Genomic DNA, 17,460 nt, shown 5'->3' on the forward strand with positions numbered 1-17,460 from the left:
CGCCGGCGCCACGCCACCAAGGCGCTCGGCCCCGGCAACGACCGCGATCAGCGGCCGATCAGGCCGACCCGCTTCGCCTTGAAGATCGCCGCCGAAAGGTTGCGCACGCGCAGCTTGAGGAAGAGGTTGTGCAGGTGCCACTTGACCGTGCCGACCGTGAGCCCGAGCCGGTCGGCGATCTCCTGGTTCGACAAGCCGCCGTCGAGTTAGCCGAGCAACTCCACCTCGCGCGGTGTCGGTGCGTCGAGCTCGAGCGGATGCGCGCCGGGCTCGGCTGCCTCCGGGCCAGGGATCGGAGTGTCGGATGCGCCGAATTCTGCCGGTCCTGGACGTCGCCTCGATCGTTCATTCGGATTACCGAACCGGGAATTTGCTGTACACCGAGCACGACAACCGGATCACGGCGCTGCTTGACTGGGAGCTGGGCCGCAACGGCGATCGTCGTCAGGACATCGCCTGGACGACGAGCCACGCGTTTGCGTCGCTCGGCGAGGACGGAAAGCAGATGCTGGTATGCCGCCTGTTGCCCGAGGACGAGTTCTCCGAGCGCGCTTCCGCGCTCGGAATCGATCCGCGAAAGGTGTATCGGTACAGGGTGTACAACGCGTATTCGATCGCGGTGCTGACGCTGGGCACCGGCTATCGGATCGCGCGTAACGGCAAGACGCACCAGGACGTCCTGGCCGCCTGGCGGATGGGCATCGGCAGCATGCTGGTCGATGAAATGCGCATCCTGATCGATGAGGCACGCTGACATGCAGATGCGCCCTGAAGTGCAGGTTCCGTCCATGATCAAGGCCCCGGCCCATACGGTGATTCCTGCCTTGCCGTCGTCCAACAAGCTCGCCGTCGAGCAGGCCAGCCTCGTCGTCGGCATGCTTTCGCTGATGGCGGCACAGTTGCCCGTCCAGTTCCGCTTCGACCGCGACGAATTGGCGCGCCTCGTGGAGACCGCGGCCGAGTTGGCGCGCATCGAGACGAGCGATACCGGCGCCCGCGCGGCGGTGGAGGCGCTCGAGAGCCGGCGGTTCGATGCGGAGGAGCTCGTGCAGCAGAGCCAGCGCGATCCGACCGAACTCCAGCAGGCCGTCCGCGACCTCCGGGCGCGCATGTGCGAGGTGGTCGACGCGTTCGCCGCAGGGGACGATGCAGACGGACGTCGGAAGGCGGAGAGCGTCGTTCTTTCGATGTCGCAGGCGCAGCTGCTGCGGGATCGCGCGCGGATGAAGCCGCAGGGCTGGGAGCCGGATCCTGCAGCCGTGCCGGACATCTCGGCACTCCTTGACAGTTAAGCGCTCCCCGTCGCGACTAAGCGAGGGCGAGCGTCCCGGTTGACATCCCCCCCGAATAGGGGTGTTTGTCGGTTGGTATGCCAGCGTATGTTAACTGCGCTCGGGAGGGGGAGCGATCCGCGGATCGACTCCACCGCATCATCCCGCGCGCACCGCAACTATCGCTGTGGTGACTCACTGCTTTCCATAAGGAGACAAGATGAATCCCGACTATCTGAAATTCGAAGGGCTGGTCCCGGGCGACGGCAATTACAACTGGAATCAGAGCTATTATTACCAGTTGTACGATCCGAAGACTAGGGTTGGGGCGCTGATCCGTGTAGGCTTGCACGAGAATCACCGCGAGTCGAATACCTGGTTCATCTTCTTCAAGGACGGACTGCCGATCTTTAACCGGGTGAACATGAATTTGCCCTATACCTACGATCGCCCGGCCAATGGAATAAAGATCGCCGGCATGTACATCCATGCCGTCGAACCGCTGAAGAGGACGCGCATTCTGTTTTCGGGCAAGGACTTCTCGGTCGACCTGAGCTGGGAGGAATTGCACCCGCTGCAGGACGCGATTGCCATCGCGCGCGGCGACAAGGAATTTCCGCGCGAAATGGCGCATATCCATTTGGAAGGCACGTCGCGCGTGACTGGGCACGTCGTCCACCGTGGCGAGCGCACCGAGATCGACGGCAAGGGCTTCCGCGACATCGCGGCCGGGCCGCGCAACTGGGATCACCTGCAGCATTACCGCCTGGCCTGGCCGGTCTTCGAGGATGGGACGGCTTTCGCGGGTGTGCATTCGTTTTCGACGACCGGCGAAACCGCCTACATGCGCATGTACCACGACGGCAGCGCGTGGAGTCGCGTCACCGACATCAAGGAAAAGCAGTCCTACGCGGAGGACACTTTTTCTATCGCCTCGGCCCAGTGGTCGTGGACCGACGAAAAGAACCGCAGCTTCGAGATGACCTGCAAACCCCTGCTGCGTTTCTTTTTCTCGCTCGACACCTTCATTATGTGCGAGCAGATCATGGAATACCGTACCAACGATGGACGAATCGGATACGGGCTCTATGAAAACGGCTACCGGCTGCCCTGGAAGGGGATCGATGCCTGAGGCGTATCGGCCGGTGCGATCGCGGCGGTGCGGGCCGACACTTGAACCGGCGCACCGCCGCGTTGCTCCCCCGCGCTTCCTGTTGCCGCCCGCGGATGGCGGAAACCGTGGAAGCGTGGACGCCGAGTGTATTCTGACAATATCCTAGCGTATAATTTATTTAAATTATCCTCGGGCGGATCCTGATGTGTCCGCTCGACACGGCCCGAAGTGTCCCCGGAACGCTTCGCGGCACGTGGGGACCAGCTACGTGAAGGACGGACATGGCTAGAGTGCAATCGGCAAGAGCGGCAAGGACAACCCCCGAGACGGCGCCGGCGAACAGCGCACGTGCGAGCAAAGGCTCGGCGGCCGACGCCGCGCAGCGGCGCGACATCAAGCTCGGCTACCTGATTCACGACGTCTCGCGGATGAGGCGCACGGTGTTCGACCAGCTCATGAAGCCGCTGGGGATCACTCGCGCGCAGTGGTGGGTGCTTGCCCATCTTTCGCGGCACGACGGCATGGCGCAGACCCAACTCGCGGACATGCTCGACGTCGGCAAGGCGAGCTTGGGCTCGGTGCTCGATCGGCTGGAGGCGACGGGTTTCATCGAACGCAGGCCGGACGCGGTCGACCGCCGCATGAAGCGGGTTTTCCTGACCCGCAGCTCGCTTCAGGTACTTGAACGATTGATCGATGTCGAGAGCGAGCTCAACGAGAAGATCCTTGGCGACCTCGGCGACACGGACCGCAACGAGCTGATCCGCATGCTGTCGTCGATCAAGATGTCGCTCTCGCGCATCAGCAACTCGCCCGCCGACGCGGCGGAGTGACGCTGCCGCGACCAAGGCTTTCTCTATGCCGAGGCGCGCTGCTTTGGCGCGCCGTATGGTCGAGCGGCGACGGCATAGGGCGCGCGTTCCGCCAGCGCGCGACGCCGCTTTTCTTCTTTCCCGTGTGCAGGTTGATGCTTGTCGCCCGGCCCCCCGCAGGGGGCGGGCAACACGGCTTCCTCGGGTCCGGCAACCGGGCCCGAGGAACAGGGTCAGGCGCCGAGGCGTCCGATGATCGAGATCGCGCAGACGTTCTGGTGCGGATGCCCGCCGAGGTTCTGCGTCATGCCGAGATCGGCCTTGGGCAACTGGCGTTCGCCGGCGCGCCCGAGCACCTGCAGATAGACCTCATACACCATCCGCAGCCCTGACGCGCCGATCGGATGGCCGAAGCACTTCAGGCCGCCGTCGATCTGGCACGGGATTGCGCCGGTGCGGTCGTAGCGCCCGTCCAGAATGTCGAACGGCGCACGCCCGGGCTCGCTGAAGCCGAGGTTCTCCATCAGCACAAGCTCCGTGATGGAGAAGCAGTCGTGGACCTCGAAGAGGTCGATCGACTTGCAGGGATCCTTGATCCGGGCTTCGGCGTAGGCGCGCGCGGACGCGATCTGGGCGGTCTTGATCGACGCGCCGTCCCAACTGTGGAACTGCGCCTCCTCGCCGTTAGATACCGCGAGCTGCAGCGCCTTGACGGTGATGATGTCCTGCTTGCCAAGCGATCGGGCGATTTCCGGCGTCGTCACGATCGCGCACGCCGCGCCATCGCTCACCCCGCAGCAGTCGTAGAGGCCGAGCGGGTCGGCGATCATCGGCGCCTTCAGCACGTCTTCGATCGAAATCCGGTTGCGTAGGTGCGCCTTCGGGTTGCGCGTGGCGTTGTCGTGACTCTTCACCGACACGTGCGCCATGGCCCGCTTCAGGTCCTCGGCGCCAATCCCGTACTTTGAACGATAAGCCGACGCGAGCTGGGCGAAGGCGCCGGGCGCCGAACCGTTCGGCTGCCACAGGTCGGTGACGGTGCCGCGCGTGCGCCCCGGCAAACCGCCGTAGCCGGTGTCCTTGAGCTTCTCGACGCCGAGCGCGAGCGCAATGTCGTAGGCTCCGGACGCGACGGCATAGACCGCACCCCGCAGCGCCTCGGTACCGGTCGCGCACGCATTCTCGACGCGCGATACGGCGATGTTCGGCAGCCGCAGCCCTTGCGCAAGCGGACCGGAAGTCTTGCCGACGTTGTTTTCCTCCAAGCAGACGCCGAGCCATGCCGCCTCGATCTGCGCCTTTTCGATGCCGGCGTCGGCCAGCGCTTCGGAAAAGGCCTCGAGCATCAGGTCTTCGGCGTTGTCCGACCAGCGTTCACCGAACTTCGAGCAGCCCATTCCCACGATCGCCACGCGATCACGAATTCCAGTCGCCATCTTCATGCCCCTTCCGCTTTGCGCATCGGCTTTGCCTTCCAGAAATACCGCCGGAATCCCCGGAGCGGGTCAAATTCCTTGATCCTGAACATCATCTGCAACGGGGTGCCGACGGTGAGCTCGTCGGGCTCTGCATCGGTGAACTCCATCAGCACCCGCGCCCTGCTGTCGAACTCGACATGGCCGAACAGAAACGGCGGGCTCGGCCGGTAGGACAGCCAGTCGCATGTGTACGAGCGGATGCGCGCGGGCTCGTCGGCGAGCCGGTGCGGTTGCTGTGTGTCGATCGCACCGCATTCTGGGTTCACGCAGATCCGTGTACTCGGGAAATGCACGGTGCCACACTGTGTGCAGCGCCCGCCGACGAAGCCGTTGACCATCCTTTCGCCGCGCCAGGCGGCCGACAGGGCCGTCTTGTTGTCCATTTCGGCGCGCATGCCCCAGTCGAGCTCGAGTTGGCCGGTGAAGGACAGATACTTCAGGTAATTCGTCTCGTTGCGGCCACCGTCGAGCCAGCCGGGTGCTGTGGCCGGAACATGGCGCTCGGTCGTTTCGAGGACGAGCGCATCACAGCCGCTGCCGAACTGCACGACCAGCAGCTTCTGCCCGGGGCGGGCGCGGTCGAGTGCATGGGCGAGCATCAGTAGCGGGTGCGCGCAACCGGTGTCGCCGCACGCTTCGAACAGCGTGTCGACGACGGCCTCGGCGCGGATGCCGAGCTTCTTCGCCATCGCCTCGTTCACGCGCGGCAGCGCCGCGGGCATCACGAAATGATCGATGTCCCCGGCCGCGCAGCCGGCCGCTTCGAGCGCCCGCGCGACCACGCCGGGCACGATCTTCGAGTAGCCCTCGTCGCGGATCCAGCGCTCTTCCCAGCCGTAATCCGAGGTGTGGCCGGTCTCGCGGAAGTGATCGACGAAATCGGCGGCGGCCGTCGCCGCACCTCGCAGCATGGCGATCGGCTCGCCGGGACCGACGAGCACCGCGGCAGCGCCGTCGCCGGCGAGGAGCTCGCCGGTGCTCGCCGGTTTGGGAATGCGGCGCTCCGCCCCAATGATGAGCTCGGTGCGCGCCGCGGCCGAATTGAGCGCGCGTAGCAGCGCGCTGCTGCCGGCCCGCAGGCTGCCGCCGGCATCCAGCGTGCTGCAATCGTCAGAGAGCGCGAGCGCGGACCCGACGACCGCCGCGTTGAGCCGCTCGGCGAATGGAAGCGTCGTCGACGCCAGCGTCAGCGCCGCCACGTGTTCCGGCTTCGCCCACGCCAACACCGCGCGGCCGGCCTGCACGGCCATCGTGATCGGGTCCTCGTCCCAGTTCGCCATCGTGCGGGTGCCGCGGGCAATGCCCTTGAGCGCCGGGGCCATCCAGCGATGCCCGGCGGCGACCGCCGCCCGTTCGAGCCTCAGACGCGGGAGATAGACTCCGACGCCGAGAATGCCGGTCGTTCCGGCAGAGTTTGTTGAGTTACGCATTGAAAGACGCCGCTCCTTGCCAGGTATCGGGGTGGGAAAGACGGTACTGCGGCGGGTAGGGCAGCTTGATGCCCAGCGCCTGCGCCGTGTGCAATGGCCATTTCGAGTCGTACAACATCGCGCGGCCGACCGCCACGCAGTCGGCATCGCCCTTGGCGACGATGTCCTCGACGAGCCGAGGCTCGTATAGAAAACCGGGCACGCGGGTAATGAGACCAGTCCGCTCCCGGACGGCACGCGCAAACGAGGCGAGATAGCCGGGCCGCGCGGGGATGCGTACCCCTTCGACGGCGGCGCCGGCCGAAACGCAGATGAACTCGACGTCCGCCGCTTTTAGGGCGTCGCACACGTCGAGGGTCTCGTCGAAGCTCATTCCCCCGGCGACCCAGTCGTGCGCGTTAATCCGCACGCCGAACGGCCTGCCGCGCGGCCAGGCTTCCCGCACCCGCGAGACGACCTCGAGCGGAAACCGCATTCGGTTCTCCAGCGGGCCGCCGTATTCGTCCTGACGCCGGTTGCTGAGCGGCGACAGGAAGCTACCCAGCAGGTAGCCATGGGCAAGGTGAAGCTCGAGATAGTCGAAGCCCGCGCACACCGCCCGGCGCGTCGATGCGACGTAGGCGCTGGCGAGGCGTTCGAGATCCTCCGAATCGAGCGCGCGCGGCACGGCCCGCGCCTCCCCGAAAGCGAGCGCCGACGGCGCGACGATTTCCCAGCGCCCCTCATCCGCCGACAGCCCCTGTCCGCCATTCCACGGTGGACGGCACGATGCCTTGCGCCCGGCATGCGCGATCTGAATTCCGATCCGGATCGGACCAAGCTCCCGCAGGTACGCCAGCAGTTTGGTGAAGGCGGCTTCCTGCTCGTCAGTGTAGAGGCCCAGGCAACCGTGCGTGATCCGGCCTTCGGATGACACGGCGGTCGCCTCCAGCGTCAGCGCGGCAGCACCGCCGACCGCCAGCGATCCGTAGTGCTGGACGTGCCACGACTGAGGCATGCCGTCGCGGCCGCTGTACTGGCACATCGGCGCCACAAAGATGCGATTCGAAAGTTGCAGATCGCCAATCGAAAGAGGCGAGAAGAGCGCGCTCATTGAAATGTGTTCCTGATGCGACAGTAACGAGCCATACGATACGGAAAACATCCATGGATTGCAAGGCGGATTGTGATGGCTCGCGGGGGAGGGGCTGATCTGGGGGCGGCAAGCTGGATGTGCGCCAAGCTGGATGTGCGCCAAGCCCAGAATGTGGGCGCCCCTGGGCCGGTCATGCAGGAGAAGAACGCACCCGGTATCGAGGTGAGCTGCGACCCGCTGCAAGGAAATCGACTCAGAAGACTAGCGGTAGGCTTGCATACCGTCGGAATGGGTAATACGATGATGCAGCCGATCTGGTTGATTGCTGATGGCCATTGGTCGGCGCTGCGCCCGTTTCGTTGTCGTTCGCGGTGATCGCGCGCGAGCGATCGGCGCACGGCACCTGGCAGCTCGACTGACCCATTGATGAGGGAGAAACGATGAATCATGATGTGAATACGAAGATCCTCGCCGGCAAGGTGGCGCTGGTGACGGGCGGGGGCCGTGGCGTGGGGCGCGGCATCGCGCTGGAGCTGGCTGCGGCCGGCGCGAGCGTCGTGGTCAATGATCTGGGCGTGTCGCTGAAGGGCGAGGGCACCGACCTCTCGCCGGCGCAGTCGGTGGTGGAGGAAATCCGCAGCGCCGGGGGCAACGCGGTCGCCGACGGCCATTCGGTGGCCGACTGGGAGCAAGCCCACGCGATGGTGCAGACTGCGCTGGACAACTTCGGGCGCATCGATATCGTGGTCAACAATGCCGGCATTCTCCGCGACACGATTTTCCACAAGATGACCAAGGACGAATTCGAGGCGGTCATCAACGTCAATCTGAACGGCGTCTTCTATGTCAGCCGTGCCGCCGCGCCGCACTTCAAGGCGCAGAACGGCGGCACCTACATCCATCTCACTTCCAGTTCCGGTCTCATCGGCAATTTCGGGCAGGTGAACTACTGTGCGGCCAAGCTCGGCGTGGTCGCCATGTCCAAGGCGATCGCGATGGACATGCAGCGATTCAACGTCAGCTCGAACGCGGTGGCGCCATGGGCCTGGACCCGCATGGTGGGTACGATTCCGGCCGAGACCGAGGAAGAGAAGAAGCGCGTCGAGGGGCTGAAGAAGCTCGTCCCGGAAAAGATCGCCCCTTTCGTCGCGGCCCTCGCGAGCGACGCGGCGCGCAGCGTCACCGGCCAAGTGTTCGGCGTCCGGAACAACGAGATCTACCTGTTCTCGCAGCCGCGCCCGATTCGCACTGCGCACACAGCCGAAGGCTGGACGCCCGAGACGGTGATCGAGCGGGTGCTGCCGATGTTCAAGAACGATTTCTACCCGCTGCATCGCTCGGGTGACGTCTTCACCTGGGATCCGGTCTGACCTTCCCGCCCATCGTCGCCGACATAGCTAATCGGCGACGATGGGCGCAGGTGACGCCGCCCGGAGGGCGGCGCCTCGCTGCCTTCCCGACGTTCAACCGCGAAGCTGCTTGAGGAAGGCTTCCAGGTTCCAGTAATCGGTGCTGCGTTCCATCTTCTCGCCGCGAAAATGCGTCACCGATGCGCCCCGCAGTTTGTAGGTCTTGCCGGTCGGCTCGCCCTGCATGCCGGGGAAGGGGCCTTTCCACGTCATGGTCATGTCCCACTCCGCGCCCACGGTATTGCCGCCTGCGAACGCGATCTTCGGCGCGAGGGAGAAGTCGGGAAAGGCTGCGAACGTGGCCTCGGCGAATGCGATCAGTTGTTCTTTTCCGCGGTTGACGATATCGAGGGCGACGTCCTCGTAAATGCAGTCATCAACGAAAAAGCTGGCGATTCTTGCCGCGTCGTGGTCGTTCCACGCCTGGATCATGCCGAGGAAGCGCTGGTCGAGGGTGTCTTTCATTGGGGAATCTCCTTTCCTGGTCTAGGTGTCGTTCGGTTGCAAGGCAGCGCTCAGGACTCGAGCCCCATTCCTCTCACGAAGAATTCTCGATGCTCTTTCAACCATTGCCGCATGGTCTTCGGCCGGCGGCCCAGGACACGCTCCAAGGTGTCGGTGCGGCGCCAGGCGGGCTCGTTGTCGAATTCGATCAGGCGGAAGTAGTTGAGGAAGTAATCGGTCGGGTCGATGCCTTTGCGGGCGAAGACGCCCACGCGGCTCCAGTAGGCTCGGATGCCGGGCCCCAGTTCGTCGACGAAGCCCTCCGGCGTGCCGTCGTAGGCGATGGGCACGCCGAACTCCTCGCTCATCATCGCCGCGATCTCGCTCCACGCCAGGAAGTCCTGCCCATTGTCGAACTGAAGAAACTGCCCGATGTAGCGGGCGTCGTCCGACAGCAGAATGCGCGCGGCGCCTTCGCCCAGCTCAGCCGGATCGACGTGCAGCACCTTGCGGTCCCACGCCATGACGAGCTTGCGTTTGGCCAGGATCGGCTTGGCGAGCCACGAGAGCAGGTTGTCGAAGTACCAGCCCGCATGGTTGATGAACGTGATGGGAAGGTCGAACTGCTCCAGCAGGGCTTTGGCCTTGATGTGCTGCACGGCGGTCCCGCCACCGTATTCATGCATCTTCGCCGGCACGCGGGCGAGCGTCAGTCCCGGGGGGTCGGCGCAGATGCGAACCATGTGACGTAGCGCGCCGGTGTGCTTGGCGGCGAGGTTCAGCACGCTCATCGCCACGTGCTCGTCGAGAAAGTCGGGGGTGAGCACGTAGCAGCCTTCCATTCCGTCGAGCGCCCGCTCCATGGACGGCAAGTCGTAGTAGTTGGCGTAAACGACTTCCGCGGACGGGAATCTGGCTCTCAGCTCCCCGCATTTTTCCTCGACCGAGCTTGCCAGTCTCAGCTTGACGTGGGAAGCATGACGAACGATGTAGTCGGCAAGGGGGCCGCCGATATGCGCGCTGGCGCCGAACACCAAAATGGATTGCAGTGGGGGCTTGCGCGGGTAGTCCATGGCATCTCCGGGCAGTGAAGTGGAAAGTGCAGCATCGGCCGGTCGATGCCGGCCGCAGAACCCCCGAACGGGGGGGAGGTCCGCCTAACTGGGCGAGCATCGGCTCCCCCCCCCCCGGTCCGCGCCAGGGGGCCCCCTTTCCTGGGGGCGTCGTGTCGCCGATCTCGGCGTAGATTTCCACTCGGTTGTGGCAGGTACGCCCCGCGCGGGCGCACACCGACTGCCGGTTGCGGCATTCGCAGATGAGGAGGAAGCAATGGCCGACATCCCGTCGCTCGGCAAGGATCGTCCCTCGCCGGCTTGGATCGACGATGTGCGTCGCCGATTTCCGGTGGAGCGCGAGATCGACCGGGTGCTCACCCGGAAGCTGCTACAGCGCGCCGGGCCGGGCTATGTACCTCAGGGGCTCGATGCCCTTTGCCAAGGTGTCGAGGCCTTGCTGCGCGCCGAGCTCGACACGCCGTTCCAGATTCGGCAGCCGAAATGGCTGGCAGGCGGCGCTTCGAAGCTGCAGATGGCATTCGATCTGGTCTGGACGCGCCCGGGCGTCGGGCCAACCACGACGCGCATGGTGTTGCGCATGGAACCTGCCGAGTCCGCCGTCGAGACCAGCCGGCTGCGCGAATTCCAGCTCATCAAGGCGTTCGAGGGGATCGTTCCGGTGCCGCCGGCGTTCTGGGTCGACATGGACGGAACGTACTTTCCCTATCCGGCGATCGTCTACGGCTTCGCGGACGGCGTCACGAAACCCAGTGAAGCCGTAAGCAACGTGAGTGGGACGGGAATCAACTTCGGTCCTGCGCTGCGGCCGGTGCTCGGCCCGCAGTACGTCGAGCACCTCGCGCGAATCCACACGGCCGACTGGCGCAACGCCGATCTCTCCGCCTTCGATGTGCCGGCCCTGGGGACGCAGGCGGTCGAATGGCAGATCAACTGGTGGGAGCGGGTGTGGGCGGAGGACGCCAACGAGGCAGTGCCGCTGCTGGATTTCGCCGCCTCGTGGCTGCGCCGCAACATGCCGCCGGTGGATCGCCTCTCCGTGGTGCACGGCGACTTTCGCGCCGGCAATTTCCTCTATCGCGAGGACGATCAGCGCATCAGCGCCTGGCTCGACTGGGAGCTCGGCCACCTCGGGGACCGGCATGAGGATCTGGCGTACTCGCTCAACCTCATCCATGGGCACAAGACCGAGGACGACCGTACCTTCCTCGTCATGGGCCTCATGCCGACGGACGAATTCTTCGACAGCTACGAAAAGGCCTCCGGGCTGAGCGTCGATCCCAAAGTCATCCGGTATTACCAGATCCTCAACTGCTACAAGCTCGCGGTGGTCACGCTCGGCACGACCTACCGAACGGCACGCGGCGGCAAGACGCATCAGGACGTTCTGCTCGCCTGGCTGATTGGCGCGGGTTATGTGATTACCGAAGACCTGCGACGCAATCTCGAAGAAGTCGCGTGACGGAACCGGGACGGCAGGCGCCGCGCAGGGCCCTCTCCTCGCCCCCCCCGTTCGGGGGTGTTTCCACCGGCCGGCGCGCAATAACTTGTTCGGACGGGGCAGCAGACCCCGCTTCAGGACGAACATCAGGAGACAGACGCTCATGGCTGCCATCGACAAGAATCGCCCCTCGGAAGAATGGATTGCCGAGATGCGGCGACGCTTTCCGTGCGAGGCGGAAATCGATCGAGTGCTCACGCACAAGCTGCAGCGACGCGCAGGGCCGGGCTATTCGCCGGTGAGCCTGGAGACGCTGTGCAAAGGGATCGAAGCGCAACTGAAGGACAAGTTGGATGATCGCTTCGAGATCCTCGAGCCGAAGTGGCTCAACGGCGGCGCGTCCAAAGTGCAGATGGCGTTCAAGCTGCGCTGGACGCAGCCTGGGGTCGGCGCGACCGTGACGCGCCTGGTCCTGCGCATGGAGCCGGCCGAGTCGATTGTCGAGACGAGCCGGCTGCGCGAATTCCAGCTCATCAAGGCGATGGAGGGGGTCGTGCCGGTGCCGCCGGTGTTCTGGGCCGATCCGCAGGCGAAGTACTTCCCGTACCCCGCGATCATCTACGGGTTCGCTGACGGCGTCGCGAAGCCGACCGGTAGCGTCAGCAACGTCACCGGCCTCGGGATCAATTTCGGCCCGCGGTTGCGCCCGATCCTGGGCCCGCAGTTCGTCGATCATCTGGCGAAGATCCACCTTGCCGACTGGACGAAGGCTGACTTGAGCGCCTTCGATATTCCCGCGCTCGGCACCCAGGCGGTCGAATGGCACCTGAACTGGTGGGACCGGGTGTGGGAGGAGGACTTCAACGAGGACGTCCCGCTATTGCGATTCACCGCCGCGTGGCTGCGCGCCAATATGCCGCCGATCGATCGTCTGTCAATCATTCACGGCGACTACCGCGCCGGGAATTTCCTCTACACCGAGCACGACAACCAGATCACGGCGTGGCTCGACTGGGAGCTCGGCCACCTTGGCGATTATCACGAAGACGTCGCGTATGCGATCAAGGACAGCTCCGGCCACTACGCCGAGGACGGCAAGACCTTCCTGGTCAACGGGCTGATGACGGCCGACGAGTTCGTCGAGCAGTACGAGAAGGCGTCGGGGCTGCCGATCGACATGAAGGCCGTCAGGTACTACGACGTCGTTCAGGCCTACAAGTCCTGCGTCATCGTGCTGGGTACCGGCTATCGCGCGGTGCGGGGCGGCAAGACGCATCAGGACATCGTCCTTCAGTGGCTCAGCGGGGTCGGCTACCCGATCCTCGAAGAGCTGCGCCAACTTCTCGAGGAGGTTGCTTGAAATGGAAATTCGTCCCGCAATTCAGATCCAGAGCATGATCAAGGCCATGACCGATGTCGTCCTGCCGGCGGTGGACCCGGAACACAAGATGGCGCAGGAACAGGCCCGGCTCGTCATCGGCATGCTCAATCTGCTCGCCCAGCGCTTGCCGTTGCAGTTCCGCTACGACTGCGACGAGCTCAAGCGCTACGTCACGCTGGCCGCCCAGTTGCAGGAGCAGGTGCACGGCGCCGACAAGACCCGTGCGGCCACCGAGACGATGAACGCCTGTCTGTCGAAAGGGGCCGCGGTGCTCGACCGCGCGCGCGCCGAGCCCGGCGAAGTGGAGGCCGCGGTGTTCGATCTGCGTGCGGCCGTCAGCGCGCTGGTGCAGGCAGCGGCCGAGGAGGGCGATCCGTCCAGCCGCGATGCGCTCAAGCAGCTGATTCTCGGCGCCGCGAAGATTCAGCTCGATCGCGAGCGGGCGTGGCTCATCTCGATGGGCTTCGAAGCCGATCCGTCCGTCGTGCCCCCGATCGAAAGCCTGATCGGTGCGGGGCCGGGGGCCGCGCACGGCTGACCCGCTTCCGCAGCGGCCGCCTCGGCTAATGGGCGGGACTCAGGCGGAAAGCGGCCCGAGTCCCGCCCGCCGACGCGCATTGGACTCCGCCGCGATGTGAGTGACGACTGGCGAAAACGTGAGGTGGGCCGACGATGATCGTTGATAAGTGTCATCCTCAACCGGCGTGGATCGAATCGCTCAGGGATCGCTTTCCCTGCGAGGCCGAAATCGACCGCATCCTGACCCGCAAGCTGCAGCGGCGCAGCGGGCACGGCTATTCTCCCGTCGCCCTGGAAACGCTGTGCGAGGGGGTGCGCCGGCTGCTCCGCGAGGAAGTCGAAGGGCCGTTCGAGGTGCTGGAACCCCGGTGGCTGTCGGGCGGCGCGTCGAAGGTCCAGATGGCGTTCAAGCTGGCCTGGAACCGCCCGGGCGTCGGGCGGACGACGACTCCGATGGTGCTGCGCATGGAGCCGGCTGAATCGATCGTCGAGACCAGCCGGCTGCGCGAATTCCAGCTGATGAAGGCGATGGAGGCGGTCGTGCCGGTGCCGCGGGTGTTCTGGCTCGATGCGGAAGGAAAGCATCTTCCTTACCCGGCGATGATCTGCGGCTTCGCCAGCGGCGTCGCAAAGCCGACAGCGGCGGTCGCGGGCGGGCCTTCCGGGCTTGGCACGAACTTCGGCCCGGCAGTCCGCGCCGTGCTCGGCCCGCAGTTCGTCGAGCACCTGGCCGCGATTCACGCCCACGACTGGCGCACCTCCGACTTGAGCGCCTTTGACGTGCCCGCCCTCGGGACGCAGTCGGTGGAGTGGCAGCTCAACTGCTGGGCGCGGGTGTGGGAAGAGGACGCCAACGAGGACGTGCCGCTGCTGCGCTATGCGGCGAGCTGGTTACGCGCGAACATGCCGCCGGTAGACCGCATCTCGGTGGTCCACTCGGACTACCGCTCGGGCAACTTTCTCTACGACGAGCGCAGCAACCGGATCACCACGATCCTCGACTGGGAGCTCGGCTTCCTGGGCGACCGGCACCTCGACATCGCCTTCGTCACCAATCCGGCGTTCGGCCATCTGTCGGAGGACGGCAAGACCTTCCTCGTCGGCGGCCTCATGACCCAGGAGGCGTTCTACGAGGCTTACGAGAAGGCGGCGGGCATGAAGATCGACCGGAAGACGGTCGATTTCTATCGCGTCTTCAATGCGTACAAGCTCGCCACCCTTGCGCTTGGGACCACTTACCGGGCGGCGCGGGGCGCCAAGACGCACCAAGACGTTGTGCTCACCTACCTGATCGGAGTGGGCTACACCATTCTCGAAGAGCTTCGCGCGCTGCTGGAGGCGCTCGACTGATCTTGCCCGCCCAACCTCGACCGGCCGGGGCGTCGCACCACAGCAACGCCCGGACCTTCCCTCACTGATCACCGGACTCATCATGGACAGCGCCGAATCCTTCGGCACCCGCCGGCGACTGCCGCTCGTCGGTGCGGTGAATTTTCGCGATCTCGGCGGCTACCGCAGCGCGGACGGCCGGCGTGTGATGTGGCGTACGCTGTATCGCGCCGATTCGCTTGCCGAGCTCATCACCGCCGACGTTGAACGGATCGCGGCGCTGGGCCTGCGCACCCTGTTCGACCTCAGGCATGAGGATGAACGCACGCTCAAGCCCAATCGCCTTCCCGCCGGATCGACGCTGCGCGTACGAGCGCTGGGCTTCTACCCGTACGAGGCCGTGGAGATGGTCGAGGGGATCAACGACGGGTCGTTGAAGGCCGACGATATCGAGCATCGCATGCGCGCGCTGTATCGGCGGTTTCCTTTGGACCACGTCACGGAATACGGGCAACTGCTCGAAGGACTGCTCGAGCGCGATGCGCTGCCGGCGCTGATCCACTGCACCAGCGGCAAGGATCGCACCGGATTTGCGGTCGCCATCGTGTTAATGGCGCTCGGTGTGCCGCGCGAAACGATCATGAAGGACTATCTCCTCACCAACCGCTACCGGCGCGACCTGACGTTCATGCTTCGACCCGGTCTCGCGCCGGACGTCGTCTCCGCGCTGAAAGGCGCCCACCCCGACTATCTCCAGGCGGCGTTCTCGACCATCGACGAGGAGTGGGGCGCCGACGCGACCTTTCTCGCCGACGCCCTGGGCTTCGACGCCGACCGCTGCGGCGAGCTCCGCGCGCGGCTGCTCGAGCCTTCGGGCGGCGTTTGAACGCCAGCCGCCTCACCTTTCCGCGGCGGACGCGAAGCGCCCCTTGACACGTCTTCACCGGCTGTTCCGACCCTCGCGCCCGGGGCTGTGCATCGCCTTTGACGATGCGCGGTTCGGCAATCCGCGTCCGAGGCAAGCCCGAATGCGGCCGGCCGGGGAAGGAAAGACAAGAATCAAAAAAAGTAAGCTTGCAAACAATCACTCGTATGGTAGCATATCGCATGAGTAGAGACAGTGTAGGGCAGGGGCGGCCCCCCGAGTGCAACACCCCGTAGAGCCACCCACCCCCCCAGTCTCATTCGGCGCTCCCCCCCGTATGAGGGTTTGGCGGCAGGGACGCGACAAGTAGGCTGACGATATGGCGACTTATTCTTGGATTCCAGGCAACGGCGGTGTCGGGCGGCGGAGCCCGAGCGAGGCGCTGAGAGGCACCGCAGGACAAGGAATGAATGGGAGGCGTAAATGATCCATCGTTCGCTGTTCCGGGAGGAGCACGATCTGTTCCGCGAGTCGGTGCGCAAGTTCATCGAACGCGAGATCAAGCCCTACAACCGCCAGTGGGAAGAGGACGGCATCGTTCCGCGTGAGCTGTGGCGGAAGGCCGGCGAACTCGGCCTGTTGTGCTGCAGCGTGCCCGAGCAGTACGGCGGGCTCGGCCTCGATTATCTGTTCGATGTGGTGGTGATCGAGGAAATGGCCCGCAGCGGCTATACCGGGCCGGGATTCATGATTCACACGGACCTGGTCGCCACCTACATCCGCTCGTTCGGCAGCGAGGCGCAAAGGCGGGAATGGCTGCCGCGCATGGTGAAGGGCGAGGCGATCGGCGCGCTCGGCATGACCGAGCCGCACGCCGGCTCGGACCTGAAGAACATCCGCACGCGGGCGCGCCGCGACGGCGACGACTTCGTCATCAACGGCCAGAAGGTTTTCATCTCCAACGGGCAGCTGTGCGACGTGCTCGTGCTGGCGGCGCAGACCTCGAGCGAGGCGGGGCCCACGGGCATCTCCCTGTTCCTCGTCGATACCAAGCTGCCCGGCTTTGTGCGCGGCAAGAACCTCGACAAGCTCGGCATGAAGGCGCAGGACACCTCAGAGCTCTTTTTCGAGGATCTGCGCGTGCCGGCGAGCAGCATGCTCGGGGGTGAGGGCGAGGGATTCCCGCTAATGATGACCAAGCTCGCCCAGGAACGTCTCGCCCAGGCGGTCCGCTCGGCGGCGCTCAGCGAGGCGGTTATCGAATGGACCGTCGATTACACGTCGCAGCGCAATGCTTTCGGCAAGACCATTGCCGACTTCCAGAACACGCAGTTCAAGCTCGCCGAACTGAAAACGGACTCGGTCGTCGGTCGCGTCTTCACCGATCGCTGCATCGAGCTCTTTATGAAAGATCAACTGGATTCGATCGATGCGGCGATGGCGAAAATGTACATGTCGAATCTGCATTGCCGCGTCGTCGATGAGTGCCTGCAATTCTTCGGTGGTTGGGGATACATGTGGGAATACCCGATCGCACGAGCTTATGCGGATGCGCGGATCGTCAAAATTGCTGGCGGCGCGATCGAGGTGATGAAACACATCATCGGACGGAGCCTTTTCAATCCAAAGAAATCTGCGGACAAGCGGAGCACGGACGCCGTCACGAACGTAACGGGGACGAACTAGAACGCCCGAGGTGCCAAAGGCGATGCTACCCATCACATTGCGGCCAAGATTATTCAATAAAGCGCTACGCGCCAGCTCAAGGGAAGGACTCCGGAGTCCCATAGGCGCGGGGCTCGCGGAAAATAAAGCAAGT

The 17,460-nt window shown here is 64.8% G+C and carries 18 protein-coding genes; 12 read left to right on the plus strand and 6 right to left on the minus strand.

The window, feature by feature from the left end; all coding sequences use genetic code 11:
- Positions 1-47: 47 nt before the first annotated feature.
- Positions 48-194 carry a helix-turn-helix transcriptional regulator gene (locus tag F464_RS30405; RefSeq protein WP_018990656.1) on the minus strand — a complete coding sequence of 49 codons (147 nt, stop codon included), beginning with the start codon at positions 192-194 and terminating at the stop codon, positions 48-50.
- A 44-nt stretch (positions 195-238) separates the two neighbouring features.
- On the opposite strand from F464_RS30405, the gene F464_RS28680 reads away from it, so the two are divergent.
- The 4 genes from F464_RS28680 (at position 239) to F464_RS0115040 (ending at position 3,218) form a co-directional block, all read left to right on the plus strand.
- Positions 239-754: a phosphotransferase gene (locus tag F464_RS28680; RefSeq protein ID WP_232428949.1), complete on the plus strand. Its 516-nt coding sequence runs from the start codon at positions 239-241 to the stop codon at positions 752-754.
- A 1-nt stretch (position 755) separates the two neighbouring features.
- Positions 756-1,292, plus strand: coding sequence for a hypothetical protein (locus F464_RS0115030; RefSeq protein WP_018990658.1), 537 nt, complete (start codon positions 756-758; stop codon positions 1,290-1,292).
- A 199-nt stretch (positions 1,293-1,491) separates the two neighbouring features.
- Complete coding sequence (locus F464_RS0115035; protein WP_018990659.1) at positions 1,492-2,403, plus strand: DUF7064 domain-containing protein; 912 nt, start codon at positions 1,492-1,494, stop codon at positions 2,401-2,403.
- A 263-nt stretch (positions 2,404-2,666) separates the two neighbouring features.
- A complete protein-coding gene (locus F464_RS0115040) occupies positions 2,667-3,218 on the plus strand; it encodes a MarR family winged helix-turn-helix transcriptional regulator (protein WP_157353787.1) in 552 nt (183 codons plus the stop codon).
- A 212-nt stretch (positions 3,219-3,430) separates the two neighbouring features.
- On the opposite strand, the gene F464_RS0115045 is transcribed toward F464_RS0115040, so the two are convergent.
- From F464_RS0115045 to F464_RS28685, 3 genes are read right to left on the minus strand one after another with little or no spacing between them, the layout of a single operon-like run.
- Positions 3,431-4,639, minus strand: a complete 1,209-nt coding sequence (locus F464_RS0115045; protein ID WP_018990661.1) for an acetyl-CoA acetyltransferase — start codon at positions 4,637-4,639, stop codon at positions 3,431-3,433.
- A complete protein-coding gene (locus F464_RS0115050; RefSeq protein WP_040395212.1) occupies positions 4,636-6,105 on the minus strand; it encodes a 3-oxoacyl-[acyl-carrier-protein] synthase III C-terminal domain-containing protein in 1,470 nt (489 codons plus the stop codon). Before F464_RS0115050 ends, F464_RS0115045 begins: the two co-directional genes overlap by 4 nt.
- Entirely contained in the window at positions 6,098-7,198 is a 1,101-nt protein-coding gene (locus tag F464_RS28685; RefSeq protein ID WP_018990663.1) for an NADH:flavin oxidoreductase/NADH oxidase, read from the minus strand. Before F464_RS28685 ends, F464_RS0115050 begins: the two co-directional genes overlap by 8 nt.
- Before the next feature lie 117 nt (positions 7,199-7,315).
- On the opposite strand from F464_RS28685, the gene F464_RS30980 reads away from it, so the two are divergent.
- Together F464_RS30980 and F464_RS0115065 are read left to right on the plus strand one after the other, a co-directional pair.
- Positions 7,316-7,555 (plus strand): hypothetical protein, encoded by a 240-nt coding sequence (locus tag F464_RS30980; RefSeq protein WP_157353789.1) that lies wholly within the window; start codon positions 7,316-7,318, stop codon positions 7,553-7,555.
- 65 nt (positions 7,556-7,620) lie between these two features.
- A complete protein-coding gene (locus F464_RS0115065) occupies positions 7,621-8,550 on the plus strand; it encodes an SDR family NAD(P)-dependent oxidoreductase (RefSeq protein ID WP_018990664.1) in 930 nt (309 codons plus the stop codon).
- Between the two features lie 93 nt (positions 8,551-8,643).
- Here the strand turns inward: F464_RS0115065 and F464_RS0115070 are convergent, their stop codons facing one another.
- Together F464_RS0115070 and F464_RS0115075 are read right to left on the minus strand one after the other, a co-directional pair.
- Positions 8,644-9,054, minus strand: a complete 411-nt coding sequence (locus F464_RS0115070) for an ester cyclase (RefSeq protein ID WP_018990665.1) — start codon at positions 9,052-9,054, stop codon at positions 8,644-8,646.
- A 50-nt stretch (positions 9,055-9,104) separates the two neighbouring features.
- A complete protein-coding gene (locus F464_RS0115075; protein WP_018990666.1) occupies positions 9,105-10,106 on the minus strand; it encodes an NmrA family NAD(P)-binding protein in 1,002 nt (333 codons plus the stop codon).
- A 256-nt stretch (positions 10,107-10,362) separates the two neighbouring features.
- Here F464_RS0115075 and F464_RS0115080 point away from each other — a divergent pair, with 256 nt between their 5' ends.
- The 6 genes from F464_RS0115080 to F464_RS0115105 all read left to right on the plus strand — a co-directional run bounded on the left by F464_RS0115080 (position 10,363) and on the right by F464_RS0115105 (position 17,327).
- A complete protein-coding gene (locus tag F464_RS0115080) occupies positions 10,363-11,568 on the plus strand; it encodes a phosphotransferase family protein (protein WP_018990667.1) in 1,206 nt (401 codons plus the stop codon).
- A gap of 142 nt (positions 11,569-11,710) precedes the next feature.
- Positions 11,711-12,907, plus strand: coding sequence for a phosphotransferase family protein (locus F464_RS0115085; RefSeq protein ID WP_018990668.1), 1,197 nt, complete (start codon positions 11,711-11,713; stop codon positions 12,905-12,907).
- Positions 12,908-12,941: 34 nt separating this feature from the next.
- Positions 12,942-13,466: a hypothetical protein gene (locus F464_RS0115090; protein ID WP_157353791.1), complete on the plus strand. Its 525-nt coding sequence runs from the start codon at positions 12,942-12,944 to the stop codon at positions 13,464-13,466.
- Positions 13,467-13,600: 134 nt separating this feature from the next.
- Positions 13,601-14,797: a phosphotransferase family protein gene (locus F464_RS0115095; RefSeq protein ID WP_018990670.1), complete on the plus strand. Its 1,197-nt coding sequence runs from the start codon at positions 13,601-13,603 to the stop codon at positions 14,795-14,797.
- A gap of 82 nt (positions 14,798-14,879) precedes the next feature.
- Entirely contained in the window at positions 14,880-15,662 is a 783-nt protein-coding gene (locus tag F464_RS28690) for a tyrosine-protein phosphatase (protein WP_018990671.1), read from the plus strand.
- Between the two features lie 462 nt (positions 15,663-16,124).
- Positions 16,125-17,327, plus strand: coding sequence for an acyl-CoA dehydrogenase family protein (locus F464_RS0115105; protein WP_018990672.1), 1,203 nt, complete (start codon positions 16,125-16,127; stop codon positions 17,325-17,327).
- The last annotated feature ends 133 nt before the right edge of the window (positions 17,328-17,460 follow it).

The sequence above is a fragment of the Aromatoleum toluclasticum ATCC 700605 genome, assembly GCF_000378245.1.
GTDB lineage: Bacteria > Pseudomonadota > Gammaproteobacteria > Burkholderiales > Rhodocyclaceae > Aromatoleum > Aromatoleum toluclasticum.